The sequence below is a fragment of the Burkholderia sp. Ed8 genome, from assembly GCF_040761425.1.
GTDB classification, from domain to species: Bacteria; Pseudomonadota; Gammaproteobacteria; order Burkholderiales; family Burkholderiaceae; genus Burkholderia; species Burkholderia seminalis.
Genome location: NZ_CP142885.1, coordinates 645,039 through 665,310 on the forward strand (window position 1 = coordinate 645,039; position 20,272 = coordinate 665,310).

A 20,272-nucleotide genomic window follows, 5' to 3' on the forward strand; every position below is an offset into this window, starting at 1 on the left:
CTATGGCCGGGCGGGAATTTAACACGGGGCGACCGGATTCAATTCGACGAATAGATCGAAAATCGAATCGGTGTTTATTCGTCGCGGTGTGAGTACGCCAATGAATGGCCGGGACAATGCACGGTGAGTGGTGAACGGCGATGGGGATTCGCCATTGCGTTTGCGAGGTCGTCTATTGACGAGCGATTACTGGCCGTTGCGGGATGCCGATTCGCCTAGCCGATACGCGGTGAAGAACTCGTACCACGGCGACCCTTCCGTAACCGGTACGCCGAGTGCCGACGTCCGCCGTTTCAGCGCGCCGAATACGTCGTTGATGAGTGCGATCCGCGCCGGGTCGCCAAACGGTACCGGTTGCGCCCGCCCCGCGGCGAACGTCCCGTACGCGATTGCCAGCAGGCGTGCCGGGTCATCGGTGCCCGCGATGGCTGCGTCGATCCTTTCGACGAGACGCGGCCGGTCTTCGGCGCGCGACCCGGACAGGCACAGGAACACGAGCGCCGACAGTTCATGCAGGTCCTTGACCTGCAGCAACGCCGGCAGCCGTGCGACGATCCGCTCGACCGGTTCGTCGCGCAGCGCATCGCCGAAGTCGAGCACGGCGGTCATCGGATTGCGGTCCGCATTCAGCCGATCGAGCGCAGGCACGCTGGCGGGCGCGGCTGCCGGTGCAGATCGCAGCGCGTCGGCCACCTGCTGCGTCCATGCCGGAAAGATCATCCTGACGTTGCCGAATTGCTCACCGCCTTCCGCCGCCGGATTCCACCGGTACACGATCGTGCCGCCGTGAATGAACGGCGAATACAGGTGCTCGGGCGTTTGCGGCAGCGGCCGCCGGTTGATCGGCAGTCACGCGAGCGTCAGCCAGTCGTAATGGCCCGTCGCCGGCACGGCGGGGCTCGAACTCGCGACGACCTGCCACGTGCCGCGATTCGCGTAGCGGCGGCGCGCGTCGGGCACCGGGACGGTGCGGCCTTTCGCGGTGTCGAAAACCGTCGTGCCGGTGACGTTCTGCCCGCTGTCCTTTGCCGGCGTGATGGTCGAGATGACCCACGACGCGCCGTCCGCCGCACGGTAGTCGGACGGCTTCAGCGTCGCGACGTCGTGCACCATGCGCGTTTCCGCCGCGACGGCGCTCGGCGGGAGATCGGCGGGGGCGGCCAGGATGCTCGGCATGGATTTTCCTCGGAATCGGGTGCGCATCGTCGAACGGGGCGATGCGCGGCGGCACGGGTTGTTTCCCGTAACTGTAGGACGTCGCGGCCGGAAACGGAAACCGGCCGGATGGCCAATCCGCCCGCGCCGTTCGCCGCTTCGGCTTACCATGCGCATCCTGGGCAACGACGAATACCGGGCGGAAGCGGACATGACGAACACGAAAGCCATCACCGAACACTGGACGCAGGTGGCCGACCAATGGATCGGCTGGGCCGGCAAGCCGGGCCACGACGCATTCTGGAAATACCGCGCCGGGCTTGCGGCCTACATCGGCCGCGGCACCGGCACCGCCCTGGAGATCGGCTGCGGCGAGGGCCGCGTGAGCCGCGAGCTGAAGGCGCTCGGCTACGACGTGACCGCGAGCGACGCGGTGCCCGCGATGCTCGACGCCGCGCGTCATGCCGATTCCGCGCATCGCTATCAACTGGCCGACGCGGCGGCGCTGCCGTTCGACGATGCCAGCTTCGATCTCGTGATGGCGTACAACGTGCTGATGGACCTCGACGACATGCAGCGCGCGTTGCACGAGGCGCGCCGCGTGCTGAAGCCGGACGGGCTGCTGTTCATCTCGCTCGTGCATCCGTTTCGCGATCGCGGCGGCTTCGCGGGGCCGCAGCCCGACGCGCCGTTCGTGCTGAAGGGCAGCTATTTCGGGCGCGCGCATTTCGACGGCGTGGAAACGCGCGACGGGTTGTCGATGCACTTCGCGGGCTGGTCGCTGCCGCTGCAGGCGTACATGGAAGCGCTGGAAGCGGCGGGGCTCGCGATCGTGTCGCTACGCGAGCCGCCGCCCGATCACGCCGATACGGATCAACTGAAGCAATGGGCGCGCGTGCCGCTGTTTTTGTGGATCAAGGCGCGGCCGGTGGGGTGAGCGCGGGCGGTCAAGGTCGGGCGACGACGATGGGTTCGCCGGTCCGGATGAGAACATGAATTGACGCGTTGAACGGGTAGCCGTGGGGATGCAGAAACCGATGGAATGACGGATCTCGTATCCCCTGGGCTACTGTGGCTTGTCGACGTGAGACGGCCAGCATTCCGACACCTGTTTTCATCCCTTTCAGCGCGACAACTCCTTCCGGTAGAGCACGGCCCCCGGCTTTTCCGCGACGGTGTCGTACAGCCGCATCGCCGTGTGATTCGTCTCGTGCGTTTGCCAGTACACGCGTTCGGCGCGATGCGCACGCGCGGTGTCGTACACGGCCTCGATCAGCGCGCGGCCGACGCCCTGGCCGCGCTCGCTGTCGAGCGTGAACAGGTCCTGCAGGTAGCAGGTCGGTCCGGCCAGCGTCGTGCTGCGGTGATACAGGAAATGCACGAGCCCGACGAGCCGGCCTGCGCGCTCGGCGACGAGCGCATGCATCGGTTCGTAGGCGTCGAAGAAGCGCGACCACGTGAGCTGCGTGATGCGCATCGGCAGGGCCGTGTCGTCGAAACGGCCGTAGAAGCGGTTATAGCCGTCCCACAGCGGCAGCCACTGGTCGTAGTCGTCTTCCGTGACCGCGCGTACGGTCAGTCCGGTGTCGTTGGCATTCATGTTGGCGGGCCTTTCGATGAGAACGGCGCGCGGCCGATCCGGCCGACGCGTCGCAGGTCTCTACGATAGGAAGTTCACGGCACCATGGGTAGGCCCAGGCCGGCGGCATTTCATGGTGCCACGGCCAACCCGCAAGCAGCGGCGCAACAGGATCATGACGACCCGGCAACACGTTCGGGATGCGCGGACGGGTACGGCGCGGAGGCTTACCCGCGCAGCGGCGGGTTCAACCGCGCGAACGCCGCCTGCCGGCGATACGGGAAGTACGGATAAGGCGCTTCGACAGCACTCGCCGCATCGAGCTTCGCGACCTGCGCATCGGTCAGCGCCCAGCCGACCGCGCCGAGGTTCTGCCGCAACTGTTCCTCGTTGCGCGCGCCGACGATCACCGACGACACGGTCGGCCGCTGCAGCAGCCAGTTCAGCGCGATCTGCGGCACCGTCTTGCCGGTTTCCTCCGCGATCGCGTCGAGTGCATCGACCACGTCGTACAGGCGTGCGTCGTCGACCGGCGGCCCGTAGCTGGCCGTTTCATGCAGGCGGCTGCCTTCGGGCAGGGGCGCGTTGCGGCGGATCCTGCCGGTGAGCCGGCCCCAGCCGAGCGGGCTCCACACGAGTGCGCCGAGGCCCTGGTCGGCGCCGAGCGGCATCAGGTCCCATTCGTAGTCGCGGCCGACGAGCGAGTAGTAGACCTGGTTGGCGACATAGCGCGACCAGCCGTGCCGATCGGCCGCTGCGAGCGATTTCATGATCTGCCAGCCGGCGAAGTTCGAGACGCCGATGTAGCGCAGCTTGCCCGCGCGCACGAGATCGTCGAGCGTCGACATCACTTCCTCGACCGGCGTGCCCGCATCGAATGCGTGCAGCTGCAGCAGGTCGATGTAGTCGGTGTCGAGGCGGCGCAGTGCGTCGTCGACGGCGCGCACGAGCCGCGCGCGCGACGTGCCTGCATCGTTCGGACCGTCGCCGGTCGGCAAGCCCGTTTTCGTCGAGATCAGCACCTGGTCGCGACGCCCCTTGATCGCCGCGCCGAGCACGCGCTCGGACGCGCCGTCCGAATACACGTCGGCCGTGTCGAACAGGTTGACGCCGGCTTCGAGGCAAATGTCGACGAGGCGGCGCGCTTCATCGACGCCCGTGTTGCCCCATGCGCCGAACAGCGGGCCGGTGCCGCCGAAGGTGCCTGCGCCGAAGCTCAGGACGGGAACCTTGAGGCCGGAACGGCCGAGCGTACGGTATTCCATCTGCGTTTCCTTTGGTCGGGTGAGCGAGCGGGGCCGCATGTCGATCGTCGGCCACTCAATGTACCGTTTGCGACTTTTCCTGATAATCCTGAAGATAGCGAAAATATCCTTCGGAAGAGGCGAACAATGCTGCTCGACAACCTCGCGCTGTTCCTGCGCATCGTGGAGAAGGGCGGGCTGGCCGCGGCGGGTCGCGAGGTCGGCCTGTCGCCGGCCACGGTGTCCGAGCGGCTGACGGCGCTCGAGCGCCACTACGGCGCGGCGTTGCTCACGCGCACGACGCGCGCGATCAGCCTGACCGACGAGGGCCGCACGCTCGTCGACGGCGCGCGGCGCCTGCTGGCCGAGGCCGACGAACTCGAAAGCCGCGTGCGGCTCGGCGTGCAGACGTTGTCGGGGCCCGTGCGGCTGAGTGCGCCGGCCGATCTCGGGCGCGAGCGCGTGGTGCCGGTCGTCGATGCGTTTCTGGCCGAGCATCCAGGCGTGACGGTCGACCTGCATCTCGGCGACGGCTACGTCGATCTCGTCGGCCAGGGGCTCGATTTCGCGATCCGCCGCGGCACGCTTGCGGACAGTTCGCTGCGCAGCCGTTTGCTCGGCCGCGCGCGGCGCGTGGTGTGCGCGTCGCCTGCGTATCTCGCCGCGCACGGCACGCCGGTGCATCCGGACGAGCTCGCCGCTCACGACTGCATCGTGATGCGCTTCGGGCCGGACCTGTATGCCGAATGGCCGTTCAGCATCGATGGCGAACCGAAGCGCGTGATGGTGCGTGGCCGCCGCGTGGCCAACGACGGCGCGCTCGTGCGCGCGTGGTGCATCGCGGGGCATGGCGTTGCGCTGAAGTCGCTGGTCGACGTCGAACAGGATCTGGCGTCCGGCGCACTGGTCGAGGTGCTCGGTGCGTTCTCGCCGGGCGACGTCGATCTGCAGATCGTCTATCCGGGCAGCGCCGCGCAGCCGAGGCGCGTGCGTGCGTTGATCGACAGGCTGGCGCAGGCGCTGGCGACGACGTGACACGCGAGCGACGCGGTGCCCGCGATGCTCGACGCCGCGCGTCATGCCGATTCCGCGCATCGCTATCAACTGGCCGACGCGGCGGCGCTGCCGTTCGACGATGCCGGCTTCGATCTCGTGATGGCGTACAACGTGCTGATGGACCTCGACGACATGCAGCGCGCGTTGCACGAGGCGCGCCGCGTGCTGAAGCCGGACGGGCTGCTGTTCATCTCGCTCGTGCATCCGTTCCGCGATCGCGGCGGCTTCGCGGGGCCGCAGCCCGATCACGCCGATACGGATCAACTGAGGCAATGGGCGCGTATGCCGCTGTTTCGGTGGATCAAGGCGCGGCCGGTCGGGGTGAACGTCCGACGTGGCACACCCGGCGCAACGGCCTTCCCGTCATCCGGCCAGGCTGTTTTCGGGCGGCGGACCGGCCGGTCCGCGGATCGGTGGCGTCGTACTCAGCTTCTCCGACAGCATCCGCTCGTACACGCCGAAGTGCAGGTCGACCTCCTTTTGCGTGACGGGGGTGACCGTGATGTTGATCTGCTCGGGCAGCAGGCCCAGCACGACCGCCACCGCCGCTTCAAGTTGCGGTGCACAAACCTGGTCCTCCGCCATCGTCGTGCCGACCAGCACGTCGTAGGTCCGCTCCTGCCGGCAGACGACTTCGACGAGCCGCGCCCGCGCGCTCATGTTGTGGTCGATCGCGAGCCGGACGACCTCGGTCACGGTGCGCATCGTTTCGGTCGGAAAGCCTTTCGTCGAGCGCAGCCGGACGCGATGCCTGCCCAGCGTGAGCCAGTCCGTGTCGAATTCCATGACGTTCTCCGCATGCAGTTCCGGGTCGCTGCGATGATAGGTTCCAGCACCGGAATTTCAAGTGCGAAAATCCGCCGGCCCGGCTTGAAATTTTCCGCGGAGTGCCTATCTTGATTTTCGCTTAGGCAGACGCGCGAGTGACCTCATCCCGCGCGCTGCGTGTTTCGATTTGTTTGCAGGCAGTCCGGCAGGCGAACTGGAGCGCGTAGGCCCGTTCGCCTCCCGGCTGCACTCGAGGAGGATACGATCATGAGCGATCTTTACTTCGGAACCGACTTCTTCAGCGAGTTGGACCGCCTGCAGCAGCAGATGGCGCAACGCTTCGGCGGCTTCCCGTCCAGCATCCGCGCCGGCCGGTCCGGCACGTTTCCGCAGATCAACATCGGCGCGACCGACGAGTCGATCGAGATCGTCGCATTCGCGCCGGGAATCGATGCCAACGAACTCGATGTGTCGATCGACAAGGGACTGCTGATCATCAGCGGCGAGCGGCGGTCGACCCAACCCGACACGGGAAGCGAGACGCGTACCTATGCGCAGGAGCGCTTTGCCGGCACCTTTCGGCGCGTCATCGAGTTGCCCGACACGGCCGATCCCGACAAGGTCCAGGCGCGCTACGACAACGGCTGCCTGTCGATCAGCGTCGGCAAGCGCGAGTCGTCGAGGCCGCGCGCCATCTCTGTCCAGTAACGCAAGGAGGCGATCATGAACGACACGACCCAACTGGCTGAACGCGACCCGTCCGCCGTCACGCGTCGCGGCACGGAGCAGCCCGCGCGCCGGATCACCCTCACGCCGGCCGTCGACATATACGAGGACAGTCAGGGCATCACCCTGTGGGCGGATCTGCCCGGCGTGACGAAGGACAAGCTGGACATCAAGGTTCACGACGGCAGCCTCTCGATCGAGGCCGAGGCGGCGGTGCCGACGCCCGCCCAACTGCGCCTGCAGCATGCGGAGGTCCGGGAGCCGCACTTCGCGCGGACGTTCACGCTGTCGCCGGACTTCGACACGTCGAAGATCGAGGCGAGCCTCCGGGACGGCGTGTTGAAACTGACCCTCCCACGTCGCGACGAGGCGCGCCCGCGGCGCATCGAAGTCAAGACCGGTTGACCTTCGGCAACGGTAAATCGGGAGCCTGGGCGGCCGCGACCGTGCGGCCGCCCGTCGCGAACCGGACGCAGGGGGCACCGGCGTCCGCTGTCACGCGGCAATCCCGGGAAAGGACATCATCGGAGGACGCCATGAATACCGATCCGAAAAAATGGAACCCGTTCAAGTTCCTGCGCGGCGCGGCCCGCAAGTCCGACGGGGACGGCCCGGAAAACCCGCAAACGAGTGAACCGTGGCAGGCCTCGTGGCCCGACATTCCGCGACTGCTCTCGCGGGAGCCGTGGCGTGTCGTGGAGACGTTCCTTCATGACCCGTTCGCCGGCCGTGGCGCGCTCGAACGATGGTTCGGCGACTTCAGTTCGTCGCGCTTCCAGCCGCGCATCGACGTCGTCGATGAAGGACCGGTGCTTCGCGTGACCGCCGAACTGCCCGGAATGGCGCGCGAGGATCTGAAGGTGAGCGTCGAGGACGGCGCGATCGTGCTGCGCGGAGAGAAAAAGCAGGACGTGCGCAGCGAGGAAAACGGCTGTTACCGGCTGGAGCGTGCCCATGGAAGCTTCGTGCGCACGATCCCGATGCCGGAAAACGCCGACCCCGACCGTACCTTGGCGAAGTTCGACAACGGTGTGCTGACGCTGACCGTGCCGAAATCCGAGCCGGCGCGGACCCTGAGTCGCACGATCGAGATCCACTAGGCCAGACCGGCAACGTGCCGGGGCGGCGGCCGGATACCGGGCGCACCGGGCGGTTGGCGCAGGCCGCGGCGCGGCCGGTTTTTGTCCGCCGGTCAGGAGTGACGCACGGGCGTGAAGCCGGCGACGCTCGACGCATGTCTCACGGCATCGTCCTTCGGCCCCGGTGCGATCTCGCACCAGAATTCCTGATGACGGGCACCGAGCCGACGGGCCGCCTCGTAGCGGTGAAAGTGACTGGCGAGCCAGAACCGGCAGCCGTCGAAGAACACTTTCATCGCCGGCCGTGCCGCGCGCATGGCGCCCAGCCGGATCGCGGTTTTCGCTTCTTCCAGCGCTTCGACGTCGCTTGACGCGTTGCCGAGAAGCGCGTCATCGACTGCCAGTTGCAAGAACGTCAGGTAGTCCCGCCCGAGCACGCCGGCAGGCAGCCCCATCGACGAGCGGACGGACGAACGAGGTTCGCTGGGCATGGTGATGTCCGATTCAGCGGGATGGCAGGACGATCGAGGCGCGCGCCTGTGACGCCGCAGCCTCGGCTCCGGCCCGATGGGCCGGTCGAGTTCATTCGCCGGCCATGAGATGCCGGATGACCAGCGCCGGGTCGGCGATATCCAGAATCAGGCGGCGAAGGATGCGCCTGCGCATGTGCTCTTCGTCGAGGCTCCAGGGCTCGCCCTGTTTGCCGAGATAGCGCGCGAGCGCGTCCCGGTTGTCCGTGCCCGCGGGCAGGTTCAGCCGGGCGGCCAGCAGTCCGGCCACGACGTCGTCGAGTTCGATGTCGAGCCGTTTCGAGTCGATGCAGAGTTCGAGTTTCATGTCGGTCGCCGGAAAAAAAGCGGCGCCGCGTGAATGGCAGCGTGCGGCGCCGAACGAATGGCGCCGGCCGCGACTGTTGGCCGGCGCGTGCACGACCCGCTGCCGGGTCAGTACTCGAGTTCCGGTGCGGCGGCCTGCACCGGCTTTTCGTCCTTCGGGGCGTCGGCGACCGTTGCGTCCGTCGTCAGGATCAGCCCCGCGATCGACGCGGCGTTCTGCAGCGCCGTACGCGTGACCTTGGTCGGGTCGACCACGCCTGCCTCGACGAGATCGCCGTACTCGCCGGTCGCCGCGTTGTAGCCGAAGTTGCCCTTGCCCTCGAGCACCTTCGCGATCACGACCGACGGCTCGTCGCCCGCATTCGACACGATCACGCGCAGCGGTGCCTCGAGCGCGCGCAGCACGATCCGGATGCCGGCATCCTGATCGGCGTTCGCGCCCTTGAGGTCCGACAGCGCCGCGCGTGCGCGCAGCAGCGCGACCCCGCCGCCAGGCACGATCCCTTCTTCGACCGCCGCGCGCGTCGCATGCAGCGCATCGTCGACACGGTCCTTCTTTTCCTTCATTTCGACTTCGGTGACCGCGCCGACCTTGATCACGGCGACGCCACCCGCGAGCTTCGCCACGCGCTCCTGCAGCTTCTCGCGATCGTAGTCGCTCGTCGCTTCGTCGATCTGCACGCGGATCGACTTCACGCGCGCATCGATGCGCGCCGCGTCGCCCGCGCCGTCGATGATGATCGTGTCGTCCTTGCGCACCTCGACGCGCTTCGCGCGGCCGAGATCGTCGAGCGTGGCCTTGTCGAGCTGCTTGCCGGTTTCGTCGGAGATGACCGTCGCGCCGGTCAGGATCGCGATGTCCTCGAGCATGGCCTTGCGCCGGTCGCCGAAGCCCGGCGCCTTGACGGCGGCGACCTTCAGGATGCCGCGCATCGCATTCACGACGAGCGTCGCGAGCGCTTCGGCCTCGACATCTTCCGCGACGATCAGCAGCGGCTTGCCGGCCTTCGAGGCGGCCTCGAGAATCGGCAGCAGATCGCGAATGCTCGAGATTTTCTTGTCGTGCAGCAGGATCAGCGCGTCGTCGAGATAGGCGGCCTGCTTGTCCGGATCGTTGATGAAGTACGGGCTGACATAGCCGCGATCGAACTGCATGCCTTCGACCACGTCGAGCTCGTTGTCGAGCGACTTGCCGTCCTCGACCGTGATCACGCCTTCCTTGCCGACCTTCTCCATCGCGTCGGCGATGATCTTGCCGATCGCCTCGTCCGCGTTCGCGGAAATGGCGCCGACCTGCGCGATTTCCTTGTGGGTCGAGATCGGCCTCGACAGCGTGCGCAGCTCGTCGAGCACCGCACCGACGGCCTTGTCGATGCCGCGCTTCAGGTCCATCGGATTCAGGCCGGCCGCGACATGCTTCATGCCTTCCTGCACGATGGCCTGCGCGAGCACGGTGGCGGTCGTCGTGCCGTCGCCGGCCACGTCGGCGGTTTTCGACGCGACCTGCTTGACGATCTGCGCGCCCATGTTCTCGAAGCGCTCCTTCAGCTCGATTTCCTTCGCGACCGACACGCCGTCCTTGGTGATCACGGGCGCGCCGAAGCTGCGCTCGATCACCACGTTGCGGCCCTTCGGACCGAGCGTCACCTTCACCGCATCGGCCAGCACGTTCACGCCCTTGACGATGCGGTTACGCGCGCCGTCGCTGAATTTCACGTCTTTTGCAGCCATTTTGATTGCTCCGGAAAAAGTCGTTGATCGGAATGCCGCGCACACCGGGCCAACACCGGTGCGGCGCGGTCGAAGCGGGTGTCAGGCCGCTTGTCGGGCGGCTTGCGAGCCGGGTTCGAGTACGCCCATGACGTCCTCTTCGCGCATGACCAGCAGTTCCTCGCCGTCCACCTTGACGGTCTGGCCCGCGTATTTGCCGAAGAGCACCTGGTCGCCGACTTTCAACTGGAGCGCGCGCAGCGTGCCGTCCTGCAGCAGCCGGCCGTTGCCGACTGCGACGATTTCGCCTTGTTCCGGTTTTTCCGCCGCCGAATCGGGTATCACGATGCCCGAAGCCGTCGTCCGCTGCGTTTCGATTCGCTTGACGATAACCCGGTCGTAGAGGGGACGAATCTGCATTTCCATCTCCTGAGCGATTAAAGGATCACCAATAAGGGAATCCGGCTGCGGGTAGCGGGGCGCGTGGAACGCCGCCATGCAGCCGAGCCAATGTCTGGCGGATTGCGAAATAGAGGCGCCCGTCGCGCGCTTCAAGAGGGGGTGAAAACGGCTGTTTGTAACAAATTGTTTCGTGGCGATGGCAGGAGGTGAGGAACCGGGCCGAGGGCATATGAGGCGCGATCGCGTCGCATGGCGGTGCCCCTGAACGGCGAACGACATCGCCCGCCGACATCGCCGTTCGCCCCCTTGCCCACGTTTCGTCATTTAGCTAATATTCAAAACGTCAAACGAAACCGCATCTCATGGACGACGTCACCCGCATCAGCGCCCTGGCCAACGAAAGCCGTCTGGCCGTGCTGCGCTGGCTCAAGCAGCCGCGCGAGCATTTCCCGCCGCAGCCGCACGGCGATATCGACGCGCTCGGCGTGTGCTGCACGTACATCACCGAGAAGCTCGGCATCGCGCCGGCCACGACCACGCGCCACATGCGCATCCTCGCGGATGCCGGGCTCGTGCGGGCCACGCGTGTCGGCAAGTTCACGTACTACAAGCGGATCGACGGCGCGCTCCAGCAGCTCGGCCACGATCTCTCGCAACTCTGACGCACCGCTGATTCCCACCGAGGCAACCGACATGGACGAACTCGCACTGCTGGCCGACGCCGACCGGCGCGCGCACGCGTATCTGGCTGCAACCGCCGACCGGCGCGCGTTTCCCGACGCGGCCGCGCTGGCCGGCCTCGCCGCTTTCGACGAACCGCTGCCCGATACGGGCCGCCCGGCCGACGACGTGCTGCGCCTGCTCGACGAGCGCGGCACGCCCGCGACGGTCGCATCGAACGGCCCGAACTACTTCGGCTTCGTGATCGGCGCGACGCTGCCGGCTGCCGCCGCGGCCGAACGATTGATGCTTGCGTGGGACCAGTGCGCGTCGTCGTATGCGAATTCGCCGGTGGCCGCGACGCTCGAACGGCAGGCCGCGCGCTGGGTCGTCGACGTGCTCGCGTTGCCCGAAGGCAGCGCGGTCGGCTTCGGCACGAGCGCAACGGCCTGCACGCTCGTCGCGCTGGTGGCCGCGCGGCGCGCATTGCTCGCGCGCAAGGGCTGGGACATCGACGAGGACGGCCTGATCGGCGCGCCGGAAGTGAAGGTCGTGATCTCCGCGCTCGCGCACATCACGGTGAAGAAGGCGCTGCGCGTGCTCGGTTTCGGGATGAAGCGCATCGTCGTCGCGCCGGTCGATGCGCACGGCCGCATCGACCCCGCGCAGTTGCCGCCGCTCGACGACATGACGATCCTCTGCGTGCAGGCCGGCGAAGTGAACACCGGCGAATTCGATCCGTTCGCGGCGCTGATTCCGCCCGCGAAGGCGGCCGGCGCCTGGGTACACGTGGACGGCGCGTTCGGCCTGTGGGCGCGCGCGTCGGCGAAGCGCGCGCTGACCGACGGCATCGACGGCGCGGACAGCTGGACGACCGACGGCCACAAGTGGCTCAACACGCCGTACGACGGCGCGATGGTGATCTGCCGCGACCCGGCCGCGCTTGCCACCGCGATGAACAGCGACGCCGTCTACCTGAGCGGCGCGCACGATGCGCAGAAGAACCTGAACCTCGAATTTTCGCGGCGTGCGCGCGGCATCCCCGTCTGGGCCGCGCTGCGTGCGCTCGGCCGCGCCGGCGTGGCCACGATGGTCGAACGGCATTGCGCGCAGGCGGCGCGGGTCGCGGACGGGCTGCGGGCGGCCGGCTACGACGTGTTGAACCGCGTCGTGCTGAACCAGGTGCTCGTGCGCGCCGGCACCGACGCGGAAACCGCGGCGGTCCTCGACGCCGCGCAGGCCTCGGGCGACGTATGGTTCGGCGCGACCGTGTGGCAGGGGCGGCCGGCGTTCCGGATCAGCGTGTCGTCGTGGCGCACGGAAGATGCGCACATCGACCGGCTCGTCGCATTGCTGACGGAGCTGCGCGGCGTGCACGTGCGCTGAGCGTCACGCGTCGGCCGTGGCCGGGATGGTTGCGGATGCAACTTTCAGGCATTCGATGAGGTGTAGCGCGGCCGGTGTCAGCCATGCATGCCGCCGCATCACGATCGCAACCGTCAACGCGGGCATCGGCTCGGCGAGATCCAGCGTGACGATTCCGCGCGACTTGCGTTCGACGTCCGCGAGCGGCCGCGCGAACACGCCGAGCGCATCCGTCTGCGACACGAGCCCGAGCGTCGCGGCAAACGACGGGCAGTGAACCACCCGCTTCGGCACGTCGAGGCCGAACGGCGTGAAGATCGAGCGCACCAGATCGTCCCCGCCTTCGCCGTAGCGCGGCACGCACCAGTGCGCATCGACGAGCTCGCGCAGCGAGCGGGCGCGCGCGAGCCGATGCCGGTTTCTCGCGACGACCGCGAACGCGGTCCGGAACAACGGAATGCTCGCGAACGCGTCGGGGTCCGGCATCGCGTTCGACAATTGATGCGTGACGATGAAATCGAGCGAACCGTCGCGCAGCCGCGCGAGATCCGTCGCGGTGAGCGCGTCGTCGACGTTCAGTGTCGCGTCGGGCAGGTCGCGCGTGAATGCGGCGAACGCGCGCGGCAGGATCGTCAACGCGACGGTCGGACTGACCGCGATCGACACCGAGCCGGTCGTGCCTAGCCGCAACTGCTCGATCTCGTCGCGCGTGCGCTGGATCTCCTCGACGATCAGCCGCGCGCGAATCGCGAACGCGCTGCCGTAATCGGTCAGTTCGATCCCTTTCACGCTGCGCACGACGAGCGGCACGCCCAGCGCCTGTTCGAGCTCGCGCACGATGCTGCTGATGGCCGGTTGCGTGACGCCGAGCGCGCGCGCCGCGCCGCGAATGGTGCGATGCTCGGCGACCGCGAGAAACGCATCGAGTTGCTTGAGCTTCATGACCGATCGATCCGGTTGCGGGGAAGGCGCAGGGTGTCGGGTGGAACCCCGGGTGACAAGGAAAAGTTATCGTCCACAACGAAATCTTGGATTTTTCTTATTGGGTCGAGTGTATATGCTCGGGGCTTTTCAGGAGCGGTCGCGATGATTCTCGTTAACCAGCAACGGCTGTGGGATTCGCTGATGGAGATGGCGACGATCGGCGCGACCGCGCACGGCGGGAGCTGCCGGCTCGCGCTGACCGACGACGACGCGCGGGGTCGGCGCCGCTTCATCGCATGGTGCGAGGCAGCCGGCTGCGAGGTCCGCATCGATCCGATCGGCAACGTGTTCGCGCGCCGGCCCGGCACGCAGCCCGACCTGCCGGCCGTGATGTGCGGCAGCCATCTCGACACGCAGCCGCTCGGCGGGCGCTTCGACGGTGTCTACGGCGTGCTGGCGGGCCTCGAAGCGATCCGCACGCTGAACGAGCACGGTATCGAAACGCGGCATCCGATCGACGTCGTCGCGTGGACCAACGAAGAGGGTTCGCGCTTCACGCCGGGCATGATGGGCTCGGCCGTTTATGCCGGCTCGCTGGATCTCGACTACGCGCTGGCCCGCCCGTGCATGCAGACGGGCGTGCTGCTGCGCGACGAACTCGAACGCACCGGCTTCGCCGGCCCCGCGCGCGAGCGGCAGATGCCCAACGCGTATTTCGAAGCGCATATCAAACAAGGGCCGGTGCTGGAGCAGGCCGGCTTGCCGATCGGCGTCGTGACGGGCGTGCAGGGCATCTACGAACTCGACGTCACGGTGAGCGGCTTCGAATCGCATGCAGGCACGACGCCGATGAGCGTGCGCCGCGACGCGATGGGCGCGGCGGCCGCGATGATCGCCGCGATCGTCGAGCACGGCCACGCATTCGACGCCGATGCGCGCGTGACGGTCGGCCATGTCGCGTGCCAGCCGAATTCTCCGAGCACGATACCGGGCAAGGTCCGCTTCAGCGTCGACGTGCGTCACCCGTCGCGGCCGGCGTTGCAGCAGCTCGTCGCCGACATCGAAGCGATCTGCTTGCGGCGCACCGCGCTGCGCGGTACGACGGTGGAAGTGCAGACCATCGCCGAATACGAGCCGGTGGTGTTCGATGCGGAATGCGTCGCACGCGTGCGGCGGGCCGCCGCCGCCGCCGGCTATCCGTACCTGGAGATGTGCAGCGGCGCGGGGCACGACGCGGTGAACCTGTCGTACGTCGCGCCGTCCGCGATGGTGTTCGTGCCGTGCAAGGCCGGCCTGAGCCACAACGAAGCGGAAGACGCCGATCCGGTGCACCTCGCGCAAGGGGCGTCCGTGCTGGCGAACCTGCTGGCCGATTGCGCGCGTTAGCCCAGGTTGGCCGCGTCGCAGGGGCGGCCTGACGCGCCTTGCAAGCGTGAAAATGTCGGACAATGACCGCTGCGCGCGCCGCGCCGGCGCCGCATTCAACTGACGCATTCACGCTTGCGAGATCCCCATGTCGACTCCCTTTCCCCGGGAACTGCTGAAGGCCGCCGATATCGAGAAGATGGAACCGACGCGCGCGGTGCATTCGCTGAATCCCAATGCCGTTCGTCTCAAGCGACAACTCAGCGACCTGACCGGCCTGACGCAATTCGGTGTTCACCTGCTCACGCTGATGCCCGGTCACGAATCGGCCGAATATCACCGTCATCTGTACGAAGAGGAGTTCGTCTACGTGCTGGCCGGCACGGGTTCGGTCACGATCGGCGAACGCGCCAGTGAAATCGGGCCGGGCGATTTCATCGGCTTCCCGCGCGGCGGCGAAGCGCATACGGTGCAGAACACCGGCGATGCGCCGCTGGAACTGCTCGTCGGCGGGCAGCGGCTCGAACACGACGTCTGCGAATACCCGCGAATTGGCAAGCGGCTTTATATCGCCGGGGAACTCGAGGATTACGTCGATCTGCCGAAGCAACGCTGATTCGGTTCCCGAGCCTGATTGCCCCATGCTAGGGCTCGTGCAACCGGCAGGCACTGACATCCGTGTAGTCGATTTTCCCGCTTCCCGCCGTCCGACCACTCGCTCCTCGAAGAGGAGATTTGTCCGAAATTTGCAGCATTTTTTCGGACACGTCGCGGTTGATATTTGTCTGGAAAAAGTATACAAATTTCGGACAAGGAGAATTCGCATGTCGGATATCAGTACCCGCATCTTCACGCTCGTTCGCGCGGCGGACCCAGGCACTGTCTGGGTGCCGACCGACTTTGCGCATCTTGGCTCGCGCGACGTGATAGACAAGACGTTACAACGTCTGGTCGCCAGTGGAACCCTGCGTCGCATCGACCGGGGGCTATACGACCTCCCGTCCCTCAATCCGCTGACCAAGCGGCCGACGGCTCCCGATTATCGTGCCGTGCTCGATGCAATTGCCCGTCGCGATCAGTTGCGTCTGCTGGTCGACGGCATGACGGCGGCTAATGACCTCGGGCTGACGGACGGGGTGCCTGCGCGCGTGACCATTCACACCGACGCGCGCCGACGTGCCGTTCAACTGGGCGAATTGCGCATCGATTTCAAGCAGACAGCTCCCAGTCGCCTTTATTGGGCAGGTCGACCCGCGATGCGTGTCGTACAGGCGCTCCATTGGCTCAAGGACACCCTGCCGGTAGACGGGGACAGGGTGCGTGGCCGGCTCGGGGCGATCCTTGCGGACCCGAAATACGGACACGTGATTTCCGCTGACCTCGCGTTGGGATTTTCACATTTGCCGACATGGATGCAGGAATTCCTGCGTGACATTCCCATTTTCGCTCAGCGGCTCGCCGATTTGCCCTTGCAGCGAATCTCCGAAGTGTCGGATGGCAAAACAGTGTTGCCGGGTGCGGGTAGGGGTGCTTGATGAACGAAGCATTTCGGGAAATCATCGCAGCCAGTGACGTGGATCGTCGCGATTTGTTCGTCGGCACGGCGACGCGCCTTGGCACGACGGTGCAGAACGTCGAGAAAGACTTCTGGGTATGTTGGGTTCTGGATGCGCTGTTCAACGGGCTGCCTGCGGGCGGCCCCCGTCTCCTGTTCAAGGGCGGCACGTCCTTGTCCAAGGGGTTCGGGTTGATTTCCCGCTTTTCGGAAGACATCGACATTACGGTGTTTCGGGGTGATCTCGGGCAGCCTGTCGAGCCGACGGATCTTGAGGCACTGAGCGGAAAGCAGCGTCGCCACCGGCTCGATGCGATACGTAATGCATGCCGGACCTTCATTCAAGGGGACTTCCACGCAGGGTTGCATGCCTGCGCTACACGGCTCGTCTCTCAGGGTTTTACGTTGCAGTCCGACTTCGACGATGCGGATGGGCAAAGTCTGCTTTTCTGGTATCCCGCGGCGACGGTTCGACAAGGCGAGTACATCCGTTCCGCGGTCAAGATCGAGTCCGGCGCAAAATCAGCGCTGGACCCGCACACGATGGCGATCATCAAGCCCTACGTCGCGGACGATCTTCCGCATCTTGATTTACGTGTGATGAACGTGACGACCGTGCAGCCCGAGCGAACTTTCTGGGACAAAGTCGTGATCCTGCATGGAATACGGCAATGGTTCGAGCAGCGTGGGGAATTGCGTCACGGAGGTCAGCGAGTCTCCCGGCACTATTACGATGTTCACCAACTGATCAGTAGTCCTGAAGCATCAAAATGGATAGGGAATATCGAACTGGCCGAAGATTGTGCTCGCCATGCCCGTTTGTTTTTCGGTAGTCCGGATTTGCGACTGGACATTGCTCGGCACGGTACGTTTACGCTGATGCCGTCCGCCGGGATGCTGGATGCTCTGCGACGGGACTATACCGCCATGACCGGAATGATATTCCACGAGGTACCTTCGTTAGCCGACGTGTTGGCGAGTGTGGAGCGCCTGGAGGCAACGATCAATGCCCGATCTGACACGTGATGCGAATTCAGGCTTGAGTCTGGTTGCGTGTCGTTATTCGCGAGCGGCTCTAAATATCCTGTAAATCTTGGATAACATATTTGTTTAGATAAACAAAATAAAAATTCGTAAAAACACGGGGTAGAGAAATCACGTTTATTTGGGCACGCTTGTGCGCGTTGTCCGTTCCCGGGCGCCGGCATGTCGACATGCCGGTGCGTCCTTTTCGGGCACCCAGAATGCGGCAATAAATACATGCGTCCGGCAGTTTCGACCGATTGACCGCGTACGCGACAAGTCACGAAAAGATTCCTGATCTAAAGCTCAGTAGTTCGAACCAGCAGCTTGATTCAAGAACGAAACGGAGACAGGCGATGTCGAGGAACTGGGGGTGGCGAGCGGCGCTGCTGGCGCTGTGCGTTGTGCTGGCTTCGTGCGGCGGCGACGGCGATTCGCCGTCGGTCGCGATGTCGAATCTGTCGGCCGCGGCGCATGGGCAACGCAATGAAAACGATGACAGCACCGGCAGCGAAGCATCGAAGAAAAACGCCGACATGCGCGTCGTCCAGTACGTCGATCCGCTGATCGGCACCGACTACGCGACCGATCAGCCGGCCGACCCGGTCGGCTCGGGGCTCGGCGGCGGCACGTTCCCGGGGCCGACGGTCCCGTTCGGGATGATGCAGTGGAGCCCGATGACGCCCACCGCGCAATACGACAGCCGCAAGGGCGACGGCTCCGGCTTCTCCGGCGGCTACTGGTACGGCGACACGTCGATCAACGCATTCAGCATCCTGCACCTGAGCGGCACCGGCTGCTGGGCGAATGGCGGCTACCTGAACGTGATGCCGCAGCTCGCACCGGGCGATGCCGGCACGCCGGCCAGCTTCAGCCACGCGGACGAAACCGCGCAGGCCGGCTACTACGGCGTAACGCTCGGCAACGGCATCAAGGCCGAACTGACGACGACGGTGCGCACCGGCTTCGCGCGCTTCACGTATCCGGTACTCGCGCGGGGCCAGCAGGCGACGATCGCGATCGATCCGACCGTGCTGAACAACCGTGCACAGGGCACGACGCGCGACACGATCCGCCAGGTCGGCGACCGCGCGCTGTCGGGCACGATCGCGGGCGGCGGATTCTGCTGGGCCGGGCATGCGGTGCCCGTCTACTACTACGCGGAGTTCAGCCAGCCGTTCGCGGCGAAGCCCGCGTTGTCGAACGACAGCCCCGTGACGTTGACGTTCCATGTCGACCGCAAGCAACCGGACGTGATGATGAAGCTCGGCATTTCGTTCGTCAGCGAAGCGAACGCGAAGGCGAACCTCGACGCGGAAAACCCCGGCAACGCGATGCACGGCCATGCAGGCTGGAACTTCGACAAGGTGCGCCGCGCGGCGAGCGCCGCCTGGAACGCCCGCCTGAACGCGATCCAGGTCACCGGCGGCAGCGATGCCGACAAGACCAGGTTCTACACCGCGCTGTATCACGCGTCGCTGCATCCGAATGTATTCAACGACGTGAACGGCCAGTATCCGGACTTCCATGCGTCGAACGGCGCGCCTGATGCGTCGACACGTCAGGTCGACCGGGGCCGCACGATGTACGCGAACTTCTCCGGCTGGGATATCGACCGCTCGTTCATCCAGTTGCAGGCGCTGCTCGATCCGGTGCGCACCAGCGACATCGTGCAGTCGCTCGTGCTCGACGCGAAGGCCTGCGGCGCCTTCCCGCGCTGGGCATACTTCAATACGGAAACGGCCGTGATGCCGGGCGATGCGGGATCGATCATCGCGGCGAACGCGTATGCATTCGGCGCGACGAATTTCGATACGCAGGCCGCGCTGTCGATCATGAAGCGCAGCACGGCGCCCGGCGCCGCGTGTGCCGGCACACCGATGATGGGCAGCCGAGCGGACTACGACCGGCTCGGCTACGTGCCCGCGTCGGGCAGCGGCGACAACCAGACCGCGTCGAACACGCTCGAATACGCCGTGCGCGATTTCGCGGTGTCGCGCTTCGCGACGGCACTCGGCGATACGGCGACGGCCGGCGCGCTGCTGAAGTCGAGCGGCAACTGGCGGAACCTGTTCGACAGGACGGCGATCCAGCCGAAGACGTCGGCCGGCGCGTGGGTCACCGACGGCTCCGGCTTCATGGAAGGCAACGCGGAGCAATACACGTGGTACGTGCCGCACGATCTCGCGGGCGTGGTCGCGCGGGCGGGCGGCGCCGCACCGGTCGTCGAGCGGCTCGACACGTTCTTCACGCACCTGAACGTCGGCACCGTGCAGCCGTATTTCTACGTCGGCAACGAAGTGACGATGGCCGTGCCGTGGGTCTATGCGTGGGCCGGCGCACCGTCGCATACGCAGCGCGTGCTGCACGCGTCGCTCGCGAACGCGTTCGGCACCGGCGCGGCGGGGTTGCCCGGCAACGACGATCTCGGCGCGCTCTCCGGCTGGTACGTGTGGGCCGCGCTCGGTCTCTATCCGGTCGTGCCTGGCGTGAGCGGCGTCGCGCTGTCGAGCCCGCAGTTCGAGAAGATCACGGTGCGCGTCGGGCAGCAGGACGGCAGCTACCGTCTGCTGCGCATCGCCGCGCCGGGGGCGGGCTCCAGCGACGGCGCGTCGTTCTACGTGAAGTCGCTGAAGCTGAACGGCGCACCTTACCCGACAGCATGGCTGCCGTTCGAACATATCGCGCAGGGCGGGACGCTGTCGTATTCGATGACGGCCGACGCGAACGCCGCGACGTGGGGCACCGATGCGTCCGCGATGCCGTCGTTCCCGCAGGCGGCCGGCGCGCAGTAAGGCTGGACGATCAACGAGCGGTCCTTGCCA

20 protein-coding genes and 2 pseudogenes are annotated in these 20,272 nt (G+C 66.2%); 13 read left to right on the plus strand and 9 right to left on the minus strand.

The genetic code is table 11. From position 1 onward, the window contains the following. Nucleotides 1-186: 186 nt before the first annotated feature. Nucleotides 187-1,176, minus strand: a pseudogene (locus tag VXM69_RS03000) (hypothetical protein). 190 nt (nt 1,177-1,366) lie between these two features. On the opposite strand from VXM69_RS03000, the gene VXM69_RS03005 reads away from it, so the two are divergent. Continuing rightward, complete coding sequence (locus VXM69_RS03005) at nt 1,367-2,092, plus strand: class I SAM-dependent methyltransferase (protein WP_059560115.1); 726 nt, start codon at nt 1,367-1,369, stop codon at nt 2,090-2,092. Nucleotides 2,093-2,278: 186 nt separating this feature from the next. Here VXM69_RS03005 and VXM69_RS03010 read toward each other — a convergent pair whose 3' ends face one another. Further along, the gene (locus VXM69_RS03010) at nt 2,279-2,755 is read right to left on the minus strand and encodes a GNAT family N-acetyltransferase (RefSeq protein ID WP_034191145.1); all 477 of its coding nucleotides are present in this window, start codon (nt 2,753-2,755) and stop codon (nt 2,279-2,281) included. A gap of 206 nt (nt 2,756-2,961) precedes the next feature. Further along, nucleotides 2,962-3,999 (minus strand): aldo/keto reductase, encoded by a 1,038-nt coding sequence (locus VXM69_RS03015; RefSeq protein ID WP_049031081.1) that lies wholly within the window; start codon nt 3,997-3,999, stop codon nt 2,962-2,964. Nucleotides 4,000-4,125: 126 nt separating this feature from the next. Here VXM69_RS03015 and VXM69_RS03020 point away from each other — a divergent pair, with 126 nt between their 5' ends. Further along, nucleotides 4,126-5,013 (plus strand): LysR family transcriptional regulator, encoded by an 888-nt coding sequence (locus VXM69_RS03020; RefSeq protein ID WP_034191147.1) that lies wholly within the window; start codon nt 4,126-4,128, stop codon nt 5,011-5,013. Nucleotides 5,014-5,016: 3 nt separating this feature from the next. Further along, nucleotides 5,017-5,352, plus strand: a pseudogene (locus VXM69_RS03025) (class I SAM-dependent methyltransferase); the annotation flags it as partial. 45 nt (nt 5,353-5,397) lie between these two features. Here VXM69_RS03025 and VXM69_RS03030 read toward each other — a convergent pair. Continuing rightward, nucleotides 5,398-5,820 carry a hypothetical protein gene (locus VXM69_RS03030; RefSeq protein ID WP_034188580.1) on the minus strand — a complete coding sequence of 141 codons (423 nt, stop codon included), beginning with the start codon at nt 5,818-5,820 and terminating at the stop codon, nt 5,398-5,400. A gap of 249 nt (nt 5,821-6,069) precedes the next feature. On the opposite strand from VXM69_RS03030, the gene VXM69_RS03035 reads away from it, so the two are divergent. The 3 genes from VXM69_RS03035 (at nt 6,070) to VXM69_RS03045 (ending at nt 7,628) form a co-directional block, all read left to right on the plus strand. Then, on the plus strand, nt 6,070-6,510 hold the full coding sequence (locus VXM69_RS03035) for an Hsp20/alpha crystallin family protein (protein WP_069704380.1): 441 nt from the start codon (nt 6,070-6,072) through the stop codon (nt 6,508-6,510). Nucleotides 6,511-6,525: 15 nt separating this feature from the next. After that, nucleotides 6,526-6,933, plus strand: coding sequence for an Hsp20/alpha crystallin family protein (locus VXM69_RS03040; RefSeq protein WP_175901459.1), 408 nt, complete (start codon nt 6,526-6,528; stop codon nt 6,931-6,933). Between the two features lie 131 nt (nt 6,934-7,064). Continuing rightward, nucleotides 7,065-7,628: an Hsp20/alpha crystallin family protein gene (locus tag VXM69_RS03045; RefSeq protein WP_034188577.1), complete on the plus strand. Its 564-nt coding sequence runs from the start codon at nt 7,065-7,067 to the stop codon at nt 7,626-7,628. A 92-nt stretch (nt 7,629-7,720) separates the two neighbouring features. Here the strand turns inward: VXM69_RS03045 and VXM69_RS03050 are convergent, their stop codons facing one another. The 4 genes from VXM69_RS03050 to groES all read right to left on the minus strand — a co-directional run bounded on the left by VXM69_RS03050 (nt 7,721) and on the right by groES (nt 10,573). Next, nucleotides 7,721-8,062, minus strand: a complete 342-nt coding sequence (locus VXM69_RS03050; RefSeq protein ID WP_034188576.1) for a hypothetical protein — start codon at nt 8,060-8,062, stop codon at nt 7,721-7,723. A gap of 127 nt (nt 8,063-8,189) precedes the next feature. Continuing rightward, the gene (locus VXM69_RS03055) at nt 8,190-8,444 is read right to left on the minus strand and encodes a hypothetical protein (protein ID WP_034188622.1); all 255 of its coding nucleotides are present in this window, start codon (nt 8,442-8,444) and stop codon (nt 8,190-8,192) included. 107 nt (nt 8,445-8,551) lie between these two features. After that, entirely contained in the window at nt 8,552-10,174 is a 1,623-nt protein-coding gene (groL, locus tag VXM69_RS03060) for a chaperonin GroEL (protein ID WP_059560015.1), read from the minus strand. A gap of 81 nt (nt 10,175-10,255) precedes the next feature. Then, nucleotides 10,256-10,573 (minus strand): co-chaperone GroES, encoded by a 318-nt coding sequence (gene groES, locus VXM69_RS03065; protein ID WP_034188621.1) that lies wholly within the window; start codon nt 10,571-10,573, stop codon nt 10,256-10,258. A 344-nt stretch (nt 10,574-10,917) separates the two neighbouring features. Between groES and VXM69_RS03070 the strand changes: the two genes are divergently transcribed. Both VXM69_RS03070 and VXM69_RS03075 read left to right on the plus strand, forming a co-directional pair. Further along, nucleotides 10,918-11,217 (plus strand): helix-turn-helix domain-containing protein, encoded by a 300-nt coding sequence (locus VXM69_RS03070; RefSeq protein WP_049030128.1) that lies wholly within the window; start codon nt 10,918-10,920, stop codon nt 11,215-11,217. Between the two features lie 31 nt (nt 11,218-11,248). Continuing rightward, a complete protein-coding gene (locus VXM69_RS03075) occupies nt 11,249-12,601 on the plus strand; it encodes an aminotransferase class V-fold PLP-dependent enzyme (protein WP_049030126.1) in 1,353 nt (450 codons plus the stop codon). A gap of 3 nt (nt 12,602-12,604) precedes the next feature. Here the strand turns inward: VXM69_RS03075 and VXM69_RS03080 are convergent, their stop codons facing one another. Further along, the gene (locus VXM69_RS03080) at nt 12,605-13,522 is read right to left on the minus strand and encodes a LysR substrate-binding domain-containing protein (RefSeq protein WP_367188969.1); all 918 of its coding nucleotides are present in this window, start codon (nt 13,520-13,522) and stop codon (nt 12,605-12,607) included. 144 nt (nt 13,523-13,666) lie between these two features. Here VXM69_RS03080 and VXM69_RS03085 point away from each other — a divergent pair, with 144 nt between their 5' ends. The 5 genes from VXM69_RS03085 to VXM69_RS03105 all read left to right on the plus strand — a co-directional run bounded on the left by VXM69_RS03085 (nt 13,667) and on the right by VXM69_RS03105 (nt 20,242). Continuing rightward, a complete protein-coding gene (locus tag VXM69_RS03085) occupies nt 13,667-14,890 on the plus strand; it encodes a Zn-dependent hydrolase (protein WP_367188970.1) in 1,224 nt (407 codons plus the stop codon). A gap of 127 nt (nt 14,891-15,017) precedes the next feature. Next, the gene (locus VXM69_RS03090; RefSeq protein ID WP_034188570.1) at nt 15,018-15,485 is read left to right on the plus strand and encodes a cupin domain-containing protein; all 468 of its coding nucleotides are present in this window, start codon (nt 15,018-15,020) and stop codon (nt 15,483-15,485) included. A 208-nt stretch (nt 15,486-15,693) separates the two neighbouring features. After that, on the plus strand, nt 15,694-16,404 hold the full coding sequence (locus VXM69_RS03095; RefSeq protein ID WP_034188569.1) for a DUF6088 family protein: 711 nt from the start codon (nt 15,694-15,696) through the stop codon (nt 16,402-16,404). Further along, complete coding sequence (locus VXM69_RS03100) at nt 16,404-17,450, plus strand: nucleotidyl transferase AbiEii/AbiGii toxin family protein (RefSeq protein ID WP_367188971.1); 1,047 nt, start codon at nt 16,404-16,406, stop codon at nt 17,448-17,450. The genes VXM69_RS03095 and VXM69_RS03100 overlap by 1 nt, the downstream gene beginning before the upstream one ends. A 353-nt stretch (nt 17,451-17,803) precedes the next feature. Beyond that, a complete protein-coding gene (locus VXM69_RS03105; protein WP_367188972.1) occupies nt 17,804-20,242 on the plus strand; it encodes a GH92 family glycosyl hydrolase in 2,439 nt (812 codons plus the stop codon). Nucleotides 20,243-20,272 lie beyond the last annotated feature (30 nt).